Raw genomic sequence first — 12123 nt, 5'->3', positions numbered from 1 at the left:
GAACCCGGAAGCTAAGCCTCATAGCGCCGATGGTACTGCAGGGGGGACCCTGTGGGAGAGTAGGACGCCGCCGAACTCATTTTAGAGAAAAGCCCGGACCGGGATACGGTCCGGGCTTTTCTGCGTTTAGGGGGATGGGGGCGCGGGGCCCATTCATGGGGCCCATTCACTCAAAGGCGGCCGGCGGATTTCAGAGCCAGGTAGGCGTCCGCCAGGGCTGGGGCCAATTCGGACGGTGTGGCGTCCACGACGGTGACGCCGTGGCGGGTGAGTTGTTCGGCCGTTCGTAGGCGCTCGGCCTTTGCCTGGGCCGCTGAAGCGGCCTCGTAGATGGCTTCTGTGGTGCCCCGGGCCGACGCCATCGATTCGATTTTCGGGTCGGCCACCGATGCCACGACGACCGTGTGACGTTTCGTGAGACGCGGGAGTACGGGGAGGAGGCCCTCTTCGATGGGGGCCGCGTCCAGGGACGTAAGAAGGACGATGAGGGATCGGCGGTGCGCTGTGTGCAGTGCTGTTGCCGTGAGGCCCCGGGCATCCGTTTCGATCAGTTCTGGTTCCAGCGGAGCCATGGCGTTGACCAGGGCAGGAAGGACGTCGCCTGCGGTGCGGCCCTGGACCAGGGCGCGGGTACGGCGGTCGTAGGCCAGCAGGTCCACGCGGTCGCCGGCGCGGGATGCCAGGGCGCCCAGGAGGAGTGCGGCGTCCATGGAGGCGTCGAGGCGCGGGGCGTCGCCGACCCGGCCGGCGGAGGTGCGGCCCGTGTCGAGGACCAGGAGGATGTGGCGGTCGCGTTCCGGGCGCCAGGTGCGGACGGCGACCGCGGAGTGGCGGGCCGTTGCGCGCCAGTCGATGGAGCGGGTGTCGTCTCCGGGAACGTACTCGCGGAGGCTGTCGAATTCTGTGCCCTCGCCCCTGGTCAACACGCTGGTGCGGCCGTCGAGTTCGCGGAGGCGGGCCAGTTTGGAGGGGAGGTGCTTGCGGCTGTGGAAGGGCGGCAGGACACGGACCGTCCAGGGGACCCTGTGTGTGCCTTGGCGGGTGAACAGGCCGAGGGGGCCGTAGGAGCGGATGGTGACGCGGTCGGCCGTGCGGTCGCCTCTGCGGGTGGGCTGGAGGCGCGTCGTGACGCGGCGCCTTTCGCCTGCGGGGATGTTCACGCGGTGGCGGGACGACTCGTACTCCATGCCGGAGCGCCAACTGCTCGGGGGCCAGGCGTCGCGGAGGGCAGCGCGCAAGGGGCGGCGCGCGGGGTTGGTGATCGTGAGGGTGACGTCGGCCGGGTCTCCGAGACGTACGGAGGTGTCGCCCGAGCGGGTCAGGCGCAGGCGGCGGACGGGGGCGGCCAGGGCGAAGTCGCAGGCGCAGGCCAGGGCCAGCGGGGTGTTGACGGCCAGGATGCCGGTCCAGCTGGGGTCCCAGATGCCGACGGGGAGGGAGCCCAGGGCTGCGAGAAGGGCCGTGCGTCCGGTCAGGGCCATGTGGTGTCGTCCTCCGTTGTGCGTCGGGTCAGCGGGGGACGGGGACGTGGGTCAGGATCGCGTTGATGACGGAATCCGGGGTGACGCCCTCCATTTCGGCCTCCGGGCGCAGTTGGATGCGGTGGCGGAGGGTGGGGAGGGCCAGGGCCTTGACGTCGTCGGGGGTGACGTAGTCGCGGCCGGTCAGCCAGGCCCAGGCGCGGGCCGTGGCGAGGAGGGCCGTGGCTCCTCGCGGGGAGACTCCGAGGGTGAGCGACGGGGATTCGCGGGTCGCTCGGCAGATGTCGACTACGTAGGCGGTGATTTCGGGGGAGACGGTCGTCTTGGCGACTGCCGTGCGGGCCGTTTCGAGGTCGGCTGCCGTGGCCACCGGGCGGATGCCCGCCGCTTGCAGGTCACGGGGGTTGAAGCCGGAGGCGTGGCGGGTCAGGACGTCGATCTCGTCCTGTCGGGTGGGCAGCGGAACGTTCAACTTCAGAAGGAAGCGGTCCAGTTGGGCCTCGGGGAGGGGATAGGTGCCCTCGTACTCGACCGGGTTCTGCGTCGCGACCACCATGAACGGGTCCGGGAGCGGCCGCGGCGTGCCGTCCACCGTCACCTGGCGCTCCTCCATCGCTTCGAGGAGGGAGGACTGGGTCTTGGGCGGCGTGCGGTTGATTTCGTCCGCGAGGACGAGATTGGTGAAGACCGGGCCCGGCTGGAAGGAGAAGCGTGCGGTGTTGGTGTCGTAGACCAGCGAGCCCGTCACGTCGCTGGGCATCAGGTCGGGGGTGAACTGCACGCGCTTCGTGTCGAGTTCGAGGGACGCGGCGAGGGCGCGTACGAGGAGGGTCTTGGCCACGCCGGGCACTCCCTCGAGGAGGACGTGGCCCCGGCAGAGCAGGGCCACGACCAGGCCCGTGACGGTGGAGTCCTGGCCGACCACGGCCTTGGCGATCTCCGTGCGCAGGGCCTCCAAGGACGCCCTTGAGCTGCGGGGATCCGTCGTGGGCCCGGCGTTGTCAGTGGTCGGGTCCATCATGAATTCCGTACCTCTCTTTCGAGGGCGTCGAGGTGGTCGGCGAGTGCGATGAGTGCTGTGTCGGACGCGGGTGGCGGGCCGAAGAGGAGGGCGTGCGAGTCCCGGGCGGGCGTGGGGAGTTGGCGTGCCAGGGCCGGGAGGAAGGTCTCGGGCGAGTGGGCCTGGGAGACGGGGACGCCGATGAGGGGGGCCAGGCGCGTGCGGGTGGAGATACGCAGAGCTGTGGCGGCGCGATCGCGGGCGTTCGCCTTGCGGTAGAGGCGGGCGCGGCCTTCGACGGTTTCGGAGGCGCGGATCGCGACGGGCAGGCGCTCCTGGACCAGGGGGCCCAGACGGCGTGCGCGCCACAGCGCGGCCAGTGCTGCCGCGATGAAGAGCTGAAGTGTGCCCCAGAGCCAGCCCTTGGGGATCAGGTCGACGAAGCTGCGGTCGTTCTGTGCGCCGGCGGCCGCGGAGTCGTCGGAGAGGGAGGGGAGGTACCAGACCAGATGAGGGCGCGAACCGAGGAGTTGAAGGGCGAGCGAGGCGTTGCCCTGTTCGTCGAGGTGGTCGTTGAGGAGGATGTCGGGGGCGCCGAGGACGACCGTGTCGCCTGTGCCGGTGGGGGACGGCAGGCGCAGGAGCGTGGGGGAGCCGTAGCTCGGGTAGCAGGAGTCGGCGCCGGTGAGCGTCGTGCTGTAGCGGTGGCCGCCGGTGGCCGCGGGGCCGGCGCGGCGGGCCTCGGGCAGCGCGCAGCCTGGCGCGAGGGGCTTGTCGGCGGCGGGCTCGGGGTCGGTGGTGACGCCGGGGGCCAGCGCCTCGACCGCGGCGGAGCCGGGGGCGACGAGGACGGCGCGGCCTCCGGAGTCGACGGTGGCGGACTGGAGCCGGGACTGCTGGTGAGCCGTGAGCCGGTCGGGCGCGGCGACCAGGAGGGTGGTGTCGGGGCCTGTCGCGGCGCGGGCCTCGCCGGTGGTGGTGACCACGCGGGTGTCGACGCCCCGGGCGGCGAGGAGTTCGGCGACGGCGCGGCTGCCGCGCTGGTCGGCGGAGCGTGGGTCGAGGGCGCCGTGCTGGTCACCGGAGCGGACGACCGCGATGGCCACGGCCGCGACCAGGAGGAGGACCAGGGCCAGGGCGATGCCGCGGGTGCGGGTCCAGATCTGGCGGGCGGTGGGTGTGGTGGAGGTGGTGCCGTCGGGGACCGGGGGCGGCGGGGGTGCGGTGAGGGTCGCCGAGGTCGTGTCTCCCGGTTCGGATCCTGGTTGGGCGCGCGGGTCCGGGGCGCGGGGATCGGTCGGTTCGGTCACCGGGGCGCTCCCGCGGTGGGGGCGAGGTCGGGGGTGGTGTCTTCCACCTCGGTGTCCAGGGTGGACAGGCGCCCGTACGTCTCCGGGGTCGCGGTGCGGCCGCCGTACGCGATGTCGTCGAAGTCGCGGGCCGCCGCGCGGAGGCGGTCCGCGTGCCGGGGCAGCGGGCGGCCCGCTTCGGCGGCGGCCTCGTCGGCGGTGCGGCCGGGGCGTGGATCGAGGAGGGCGCGCTCTTCCAGGGAGCGGACCAGGGCGCGCATCCGTTCCTGGACGGCCTGGTTCCAGTGGCCCTGGGCGGCGTGCGCCGCGGCGGCCGCGCGGTGTTCGGCGGCGCTGCGCGGGCGGTCGTCGAAGAGCGGGGGCGCGGAGGTGGGGGAGCGGCGCGGCGTGCCGAGGCGCCACCACAGGGCGGCCGCCACGGCGACGATGGCCAGCAGGATCACGATCAGGCCGACCGTGCCACCGGGGGTGGCGCCGGAAGCGGCGGAGAAGAGCTCGTCGATCCAGTCCCAGAACTTGTTCAGGGCGCGCATGAACCAGTTCGGGTCGTCCTGGTGGTACGCGGGCTTGGACAGCTCACGTTTCGCCGCTTCCCGCGCGGGGTCGCGCGGGATCCTCACCGGCGGCTCGTCGCCGCCGGTGAGGACCGACGAGATCGTCGTGTGGAGCACTCCCCCAAGTGCGCTCACCCCATCAGCTCCCCGGAGTGGCGCCGGACGCGGACCCGTAGTCGGGCAGGCCCGCGGCGCTGGCGAGTTCGAGGTCGAGGGCCTCGCGGCGGATCCGCTGGTCGATGTAGAGGAGCACGGTGACGCCGGCCGTGATCGGGAAGGTGATGGTGGAGCCGACGACCGAGCCGATGCCGGTGATGATGAGGAAGGCCCAGCCGAAGTTCCCGCCGCTGTCCAGGAGGCTGGTGAAGCCGTCTCCGCTGACCGCTCCGGCGATGGCGGTGAACGGGAAGAGGATGATCTCCGAGACGATCGCGGCGATCAGGGACGCCAGGATCGTGATTCCGAAGACCCGCCACCAGGAGCCGCGGACGAGCTTGATGGAGCGGCCCATGGCCTTGCGGACGGTCTGCTTCTCCAGCATCAGCGCGGGCGAGGCCAGCGACAGGCGGACCATCAGCCAGATCGTCACGGCGAGGCCGGCGAGACCGCCGACGATGCCAAGCGCGATGCCGCCATCGGTCGAGCCGAGTGCGCCGACGAGGATGCCGGGCGCGACGCTCACGAGCATGATCGCGGCGGCGATCAGCGGGAGCAGCAGCGTCAGGCCGAGCAGCCTGAGGATCTGCGGCCGGGCGTCGCGCCAGGCCTCTCCTATGGTGACGGGCCGGCCGAGGACGGCGCGGCTGGTGACCGTCGTCAGCAGGGCCGTCGCGACGATCGTGCCGAGCAGCGTGACGACCGCGACGAGCGCGGAGCCGACCAGGAGCGTGCCCAGGGCGCTGAAGAGCTCGCGCGCGGTGGCGTCGGGGTCGTCGAGGGCCGAGGTGGTCGCCGCGTCTTTGAGGACGAAGCCCTGGAGGAGGACCGCCAGGAGCTGGGTGACCACGGCGACCGTCAGCGAGATGCCGAGGACGGTGCGCCAGTAGCTGCGCATCGTGGACACCGCGCCGTCGAGGATCTCGCCGACGCCGAGCGGGCGCAGCGGGATGACGCCGGGCTTGGCCGCCGAGGGCTTGCCCTGCCAGCCGCCGCCCCAGCCGGGGTAGCCGCCGCCTCCGGGGCCGCCCGGTCCCTGGCCGTGGCCGCCGTTTCCGCCTTGGCCGCCCCAGCCCTGACCGCCCCAGCCCTGGCCGGGAGCCGGCGGGGGCGGGGGTGGGGTCTGGGCGGAGCCGGAGGGTGCGGACCACTGGGCGGGCGGCGGCTGCTCCTTGGACCACTTCGGACCCTGGCCTGCGGCGTCCTGCGGACCGCTGCCCTGGGCGTCGCCGTTCTGGTCGGGGCCGTCCTTGCGGTCGCCGTCCGGGCCGTCGGAGGGGGCGGATCCGGGCGATGCCCAGCCCGGAGTGTCGTTCATCGTCGCTCCTTCAAAGTGCCCGTCCGCGGTCGCGGCAGCAGGTTGGCTGCCATCGTGCCATGGGGTGGGTGCCGGATGACCTGGCCCCGTGAGGGCTGCACGCCTTCAATTGTCGGGTCGGTACGGGGCAGACTGGGCGGATGGCTGATCAGTACGCGCAATCCGGCGAGGACATACGGCCCATCGACGGCATACCGCCCGAGGCCGTCGACATCCCGGCGATCCGGTGGGAGGAGCCGGCGGAGGGGCCCGTTCTGGTGCTGCTCGACCAGACGCGGCTGCCCGCGGAAGAAGTCGAGCTGGTGTGCACGGACCCGCAGGCACTGGTGCAGGCGATCCGCTCCCTGGCCGTGCGCGGTGCGCCGCTGCTGGGGATCGCGGGCGCGTACGGGGTGGCGCTCGCTGCCGCCCGCGGCTTCGACGTCGAGGAGGCGGCCGGGGCGCTCGCGGACGCGCGGCCCACCGCGGTCAACCTGGCGTACGGGGTGCGCAGGGCGCGGGAGGCGTACCGGTCCGCGTTCGAGGGCGGGGCGGGGGACGGGGCGCGGGAGCGGGCCGCCGCGGCGGCGCTCTCCTCGGCGCGGGCGTTGCACGCGGAGGACGCCGAAGCCAGCGCCAGGATGGCCGAGCACGGTCTGCGGCTCCTGGACGAGCTGGTGCCCGGTGGTAACCACCGCATCCTGACGCACTGCAACACCGGGGCACTGGTCTCCGGCGGGGAGGGCACGGCTTTCGCGGTCGCGCTCGCCGCGCATCGGGCGGGGCGGTTGCGCCGGCTGTGGGTGGACGAGACGCGCCCGCTGTTGCAAGGTGCTCGTCTGACCGCCTACGAGGCCGCGCGCAACGGGATGGCGTACACATTGCTCACGGACAGTGCGGCGGGATCGCTGTTCGCCGCGGGTGAGGTGGATGCCGTGCTCATCGGCGCGGACCGGATCGCGGCCGACGGTTCGGTGGCCAACAAGGTGGGGAGCTATCCGCTCGCGGTGTTGGCGCGCTATCACCATGTGCCGTTCATCGTGGTCGCGCCGGTGACGACGATCGACCCGGAGACCGCGGACGGGGCATCCATCGAGGTGGAGCAGCGGGCCGGGCATGAGGTGACGGAGGTCACAGCGCCGCGGGCGCCGCTGGCAGGAGTGGAGGCAGGTGGCGGGATTCCGGTGGCACCACTGGGGACACAGGCGTACAACCCCGCGTTCGACGTGACGCCCCCGGACTTGGTGACGGCGATCGTCACGGAGTGGGGCGTTGTGTCGCCTGTGACAAATGATGGCCTGGGTGAACTGTGTGACAGTTCACTCCAGGCAACGATGAGCTAATGGGATGATGTGGTCCATGAAGGGACGAGTCCTTGTCGTCGACGACGACACCGCACTGGCCGAGATGCTCGGCATTGTGCTGCGTGGTGAAGGTTTTGAGCCGTCGTTCGTAGCTGACGGCGACAAGGCGCTGGCCGCTTTCCGTGAGACCAAGCCCGATCTGGTGCTGCTCGATCTGATGCTGCCGGGCCGGGACGGTATCGAGGTGTGCCGCCTGATCAGGGCGGAGTCCGGGGTGCCGATCGTGATGCTCACGGCGAAGAGCGACACCGTGGATGTGGTGGTGGGCCTCGAGTCGGGGGCCGACGACTACATCGTCAAGCCGTTCAAGCCGAAGGAGCTGGTCGCCCGGATCCGGGCGCGGCTGAGGAGATCGGAGGAGCCTGCGCCGGAGCAGCTCGCCATCGGTGACCTGGTCATCGATGTGGCGGGGCATTCGGTGAAGCGGGACGGACAGCCGATCGCGCTGACGCCGCTGGAGTTCGATCTGCTGGTCGCGCTCGCGCGCAAGCCCTGGCAGGTGTTCACGCGTGAGGTGCTCCTTGAGCAGGTGTGGGGCTACCGGCACGCGGCGGACACGCGCCTGGTCAATGTGCATGTGCAGCGGCTGCGCTCCAAGGTCGAGAAGGACCCGGAGCGGCCGGAGATCGTGGTGACCGTCCGAGGCGTCGGTTACAAGGCAGGACCGAGCTGACGTGTCCCGAAACAGTGCCGCTTCGGCGCCCGGGGCCCCGGGGTCCCGCCCGGAGCGGCCTGTGGGACCCGCGGCGGGTCCGACCGCCGCTCGGGGTTCACGGCTGCGCCGGGCCGTCGACAGGAGTCTGCTGCTCCAGGGCGGGATGAAGGGCAGCCCCGTGCTGCGCCTGTTCGCGCGCTGGGTGCGGCGTCCGTTGCTGCCCGCGATGCGGCTGTGGCGGCGGAACATCCAGCTGAAGGTCGTCGTCACGACGCTGCTGATGTCGCTCGGTGTCGTGCTGCTGCTCGGCATCGTCGTCATCGGCTCGGTGCGCAACGGGCTGCTCGACGCCAAGGTGAAGGCCTCGCAGAGCCAGGCCGAGGGCGGCTTCCGCGCGGCCAAGGACAAGGCGGACTCCGCGGCGGCCGGGGTGCGGGACGGTGCGTCCGGCGACAGTCGCACCACGTTGAACCCCAACAACTGGATGAGCGAGCTCGTCACGCAGCTCGCGAGTGGCGGCAAGGGCGCGTTCGACGTCGTGACCCTCAGCTCGAACGATGCCGACAGTGGCAATGGGCGGGCGCCGCGCGGCTCCGGTCTGGTGGATCCGAACCGCAGCGTGCCCGACGATCTGCGGGGGCAGGTCGACCGGATCGCCGGAGCTTCGCAGCAGTACACGAAGATCGTCTACGACGGCGGGAAGGACCCGCAGCCGGGTCTCGTCGTCGGCAAGAGGCTCAACGATCCGCAGGGACACGCCTACCAGCTGTACTACCTCTTCCCGCTGACGCAGGAGGAGAAGTCCCTCGGCCTGGTCAAGGGGACGCTCGCGACGGCCGGGCTCTTCGTCGTGGTGCTGCTCGGGGCCATCGCCTGGCTCGTCGTGCGACAGGTCGTCACGCCGGTGCGGATGGCGGCAGGAGTCGCGGAGCGGCTCTCCGCGGGCCGCCTCCAGGAACGTATGAAGGTCACCGGCGAGGACGACATCGCGCGCCTGGGCGAGGCCTTCAACAAGATGGCGCAGAACCTCTATCTGAAGATCCAGCAGCTCGAGGACCTGTCGCGGATGCAGCGGCGGTTCGTCTCGGACGTGAGCCATGAGCTGCGTACGCCGCTGACGACCGTACGGATGGCCGCCGATGTCATCCATGAGGCGCGGGTCGACTTCGATCCGGTGACCGCGCGGTCCGCGGAGTTGCTGGCCGACCAGCTGGACCGGTTCGAGTCGCTGCTGGCCGACCTGTTGGAGATCAGCCGGTTCGATGCCGGGGCCGCCGCGCTGGAGGCCGAGCCGATAGATCTGCGGGAGGTCGTACGGCGCGTGGTGGGCGGCGCGGAGCCGCTCGCGGAGCGCAAGGGCACGCACATCCGGATCGTCGGAGGCGACCAGCCGGTGGTCGCCGAGGCGGACGCGCGGCGTGTGGAGCGCGTGCTGCGCAACCTGGTGGTGAACGCCGTGGAGCACGGCGACGGCCAGGACGTCGTGGTGCGGCTCGCGGCCGCGGGAGGCGCGGTGGCCGTCGCGGTGCGCGACTACGGAGTGGGGCTCAAGCCCGGCGAGGCGACCCGCGTGTTCAGCCGCTTCTGGCGGGCCGATCCGGCACGCGCGCGTACTACGGGCGGAACCGGGCTCGGCCTGTCGATCGCCCTGGAGGACGCGCGGCTGCACGGAGGGTGGCTGCAGGCGTGGGGCGAGCCGGGGGGCGGCTCACAGTTCCGGCTGACGTTGCCGAGGACGGTGGACGAGGCGCTGCGCGGTTCGCCGATACCGCTGGAGCCGGAGGATTCGCGGCGCAACCGGGGACTCGGTGACGCCGGACTTCCGGGCGCCGGCGACAAGAAGCTCGCCACTGTGCCGGCCCAGGCGCCGCCCGTACCGGCCAAGGCCCCGATCGCCCCGCACCACGCGCAGGCGGCGGTGTCCGCCGATCCCACGGCGCTGCCCGGCAGCGGCGCGCGCGTGGTGGCACGTGGCGGGGCGACGAGCGAGCCGCGGCAGGCCGACGACCGCGACGACCGCGACGAGCACGGCGGCCCGGATGGGCCTGGTGTGCGGGACGAGCGCGGGCCGCACGCGGCGGACGACGAGGCGTCGGCGGAACCCGGGGCGCTCGTACGGGCGCACACGGAGGAGCGGACCGCGGCGACATCGCGCGGTGAGGGGAGCGACGGCGGTCGTGGATGAACAGCGGGTGCCGCGGCAGCGGCGCGGGATGCGGGCCGGAATGCTGGCCGGGTGCGGTGCGCTCGTACTCGCCGGATGCGCGTCGATGCCGGACAACGGAGGCCTCGAATCGGTCGAGGCCTCGCAGCGCCCGGACTCGCAGGTGCGCGTCTTCGCCCTGCCGCCGAAGGACAACGTCGGGCCCTCCTCCATCGTCGAGGGCTTCCTGGAGGCGCTGACCAGCGATGACCCTTCGTACACGATGGCGCGCAAGTACCTGACGCCGAACGCCGCGAAGAACTGGGAGCCCGAGCGGCAGACCGTGGTGCTCGACGAGGGCCCCAGCACGCGCCCGACGGGCCGGCCGAATTCGGGGAACGACGGCCGCTCCTACGAATTGACCGGGCATCAGGTCGCCACGGTCGACCAGCAGCAGGCGTACCAGCCGAGGGGCGGGTCGTACCAGGGGGATCTGCACCTGACGCAGGTGAACACCTCCAAGGGCAAGCAGTGGCGGATCGATGTCCTGCCGGAGGGGGTCGTGCTCGGTGAGTCCGACTTCCAGCGGATCTACAGTTCCGTCAGCAAGTACTACTACGCGGTGGATTCGACGTCGGGCGGCGAGGCCGGGCAGCGGCGCATGGTCGCGGACCCCGTCTTCGTACGGCAGTGGACCGATCCGCTGACGGAGACCGTCAAGGAGCTGTTGCAGGGGCCGACGCGCTGGCTGAATCCGGTGGTGCGGACGGCGTTCCCGACGCATGCCGGGCTGAGGAAGGGCACCGACTCGCTGGCGCCGGACGACGCCAACAAGCTGACGGTGCCGCTGAACGAGGCGGGCAGCAGGGCCGGGCAGGCCAAGTGCAAGGAGATGGCGGCTCAACTGCTGTTCTCGCTGCGGGACCTGTCGTCGTCGAGCGTGAACGAGGTGGAACTGAAGCGTTCCGACGGCCGGTTCATGTGCGCGATGACCGAGGACGGGGCGGACGCCCTGGCCGCGCCGCGCTCCACCGGGCGCGTCCCGGACCAGTACTTCCTCGACGCCAAGGGCCGCTTGGTGCGGATGCCGGGCAAGAGCAGGTCCGACAAGAGCCCCGAGCAGGTGCCGGGGCCGCTGGGCGAGGGCGAGCAGGTGCTGCGTTCCGTGGCCGTCTCGCGCGACCAGGAGCGCGCGGCGGGGGTCTCGAACGACGGGCGCTCGCTGTACGTGGCGTCGCTGATCTCGGGCGCCTCGCTGGGGGACCCGGTCGCGCGCAGCCACGCCAAGGCGGAGAAGAACGGTTTCACGACGCCCAGTTGGGACGGGAACGGCGACCTGTGGGCGGCCGACCGTGATCCGAAGCACCGGCGGCTGCTGATGTTCGGGCAGGGCCAGGCGGACAAGGTGCAGAAGGTCCGGGTCGAGGGGCTCGGAGACGACGCCACCATCGAGACGGTGAAGGCGTCCGCCGACGGAGCGCGCATCGCGCTTCGCGTGGCGGAGAAGGACACCACGTCGCTGTGGATCGGGCGCGTCGAGCGACGCCCCGACGCGAACGGCGACACGGAGGTCTCGGTGACCGAACTGCGCCGGGCCGCACCGCAGATGGAAGAGGTCACGGCCGTGTCGTGGGCGGGCGACAGCCGGCTCGTCGTCGTCGGCCGGGAGCCCGGTGGGCTGCAGCAGATGCAGTACGTGTCGAGCGACGGGTCGACGCCGACGGGGCAGGCGCTGCCGGGTCTGACCAGGGTCAGCGAGATCGCGGCATCGGACAACGACGAACTGCCGCTGCTCGCGCACTCCGACGACGGCATCGTCCGCTTGCCCTCCGGGGCAGCGTGGCAGTCGGTGCTGAAGGACGGGACGGCTCCGATCTATCCGGGGTAGTCGCGCGGGCCAGTGGCCCGGGTGTCACCCACACGAGCTCAACCCCTGGTCACAACCGTCGAGTTGTCCACAGGGCGTTGTCCACAGGACTGGTCGGGCGGCCCGCGGATCGGCACAGTGGTGGGTATGCGGGGGTGGTGGCAGGACCTCTCCGATCTGGTGCTGCCGGCCGAGTGCGCCGGCTGTGGCAGATCGCGTACGACGCTGTGCGCGCGGTGCTCGGCGGCGTTGCGCGGCGCCGCGCCGAGCCGGGTGCGGCCGCGGCCGGCTCCGCC

Annotated in this window: 9 protein-coding genes, 1 rRNA gene and 1 pseudogene; 6 read left to right on the top strand and 5 right to left on the bottom strand. The window is 72.0% G+C overall.

Annotation, left to right across the window (positions count from 1 at the left end):
- Positions 1 to 76 (top strand): 5S ribosomal RNA (rrf, locus tag OKJ99_RS04830); the annotation flags it as partial.
- A gap of 94 nt (positions 77 to 170) precedes the next feature.
- On the opposite strand, the gene OKJ99_RS04825 is transcribed toward rrf, so the two are convergent.
- From OKJ99_RS04825 to OKJ99_RS04805, 5 genes are all read right to left on the bottom strand, one after another.
- Entirely contained in the window at positions 171 to 1481 is a 1311-nt protein-coding gene (locus tag OKJ99_RS04825) for a DUF58 domain-containing protein (protein ID WP_326014477.1), read from the bottom strand.
- Between the two features lie 28 nt (positions 1482 to 1509).
- Entirely contained in the window at positions 1510 to 2499 is a 990-nt protein-coding gene (locus tag OKJ99_RS04820; protein ID WP_326014476.1) for an AAA family ATPase, read from the bottom strand.
- Complete coding sequence (locus OKJ99_RS04815) at positions 2499 to 3644, bottom strand: DUF4350 domain-containing protein (protein WP_326014478.1); 1146 nt, start codon at positions 3642 to 3644, stop codon at positions 2499 to 2501. The genes OKJ99_RS04820 and OKJ99_RS04815 overlap by 1 nt, the downstream gene beginning before the upstream one ends.
- 143 nt (positions 3645 to 3787) lie before the next feature.
- Complete coding sequence (locus OKJ99_RS04810; protein WP_326014475.1) at positions 3788 to 4480, bottom strand: DUF4129 domain-containing protein; 693 nt, start codon at positions 4478 to 4480, stop codon at positions 3788 to 3790.
- 4 nt (positions 4481 to 4484) lie between these two features.
- Entirely contained in the window at positions 4485 to 5819 is a 1335-nt protein-coding gene (locus OKJ99_RS04805) for a glycerophosphoryl diester phosphodiesterase membrane domain-containing protein (protein WP_326014474.1), read from the bottom strand.
- Between the two features lie 140 nt (positions 5820 to 5959).
- Between OKJ99_RS04805 and mtnA the strand changes: the two genes are divergently transcribed.
- The 5 genes and pseudogenes from mtnA to OKJ99_RS04780 all read left to right on the top strand — a co-directional run.
- Entirely contained in the window at positions 5960 to 7141 is a 1182-nt protein-coding gene (gene mtnA, locus OKJ99_RS04800; RefSeq protein ID WP_326014473.1) for an S-methyl-5-thioribose-1-phosphate isomerase, read from the top strand.
- A 4-nt stretch (positions 7142 to 7145) separates the two neighbouring features.
- Complete coding sequence (gene mtrA / locus OKJ99_RS04795; protein WP_306324333.1) at positions 7146 to 7835, top strand: two-component system response regulator MtrA; 690 nt, start codon at positions 7146 to 7148, stop codon at positions 7833 to 7835.
- 1 nt (position 7836) lies between these two features.
- Positions 7837 to 10002 carry an MtrAB system histidine kinase MtrB gene (gene mtrB, locus OKJ99_RS04790; protein ID WP_326014472.1) on the top strand — a complete coding sequence of 722 codons (2166 nt, stop codon included), beginning with the start codon at positions 7837 to 7839 and terminating at the stop codon, positions 10000 to 10002.
- A 28-nt stretch (positions 10003 to 10030) separates the two neighbouring features.
- Positions 10031 to 11848 carry an LpqB family beta-propeller domain-containing protein gene (locus tag OKJ99_RS04785; RefSeq protein WP_407700644.1) on the top strand — a complete coding sequence of 606 codons (1818 nt, stop codon included), beginning with the start codon at positions 10031 to 10033 and terminating at the stop codon, positions 11846 to 11848.
- Positions 11849 to 11974: 126 nt separating this feature from the next.
- Positions 11975 to 12123, top strand: a pseudogene (locus OKJ99_RS04780) (ComF family protein); the annotation flags it as partial.

Source organism: Streptomyces endophyticus (assembly GCF_035798155.1).
Classification (GTDB): domain Bacteria; phylum Actinomycetota; class Actinomycetes; order Streptomycetales; family Streptomycetaceae; genus Streptomyces; species Streptomyces endophyticus.
The sequence above is the reverse complement of the archived record's forward strand: the minus strand, read 5'-3'. Positions and strand labels throughout refer to the sequence as shown.

What these genes read in the sequence shown, in the direction of transcription:
- OKJ99_RS04785 (WP_407700644.1), top strand. Translation starts at nt 10,031, where the DNA reads ATGCGGGCCGGAATGCTGGCCGGGTGCGGTGCGCTCGTACTCGCCGGA.
- mtnA (WP_326014473.1), top strand. Translation starts at nt 5,960, where the DNA reads ATGGCTGATCAGTACGCGCAATCCGGCGAGGACATACGGCCCATCGAC.
- OKJ99_RS04825 (WP_326014477.1), bottom strand. Translation starts at nt 1,481, where the DNA reads ATGGCCCTGACCGGACGCACGGCCCTTCTCGCAGCCCTGGGCTCCCTC.
- mtrA (WP_306324333.1), top strand. Translation starts at nt 7,146, where the DNA reads ATGATGTGGTCCATGAAGGGACGAGTCCTTGTCGTCGACGACGACACC.
- OKJ99_RS04805 (WP_326014474.1), bottom strand. Translation starts at nt 5,819, where the DNA reads ATGAACGACACTCCGGGCTGGGCATCGCCCGGATCCGCCCCCTCCGAC.
- OKJ99_RS04820 (WP_326014476.1), bottom strand. Translation starts at nt 2,499, where the DNA reads ATGGACCCGACCACTGACAACGCCGGGCCCACGACGGATCCCCGCAGC.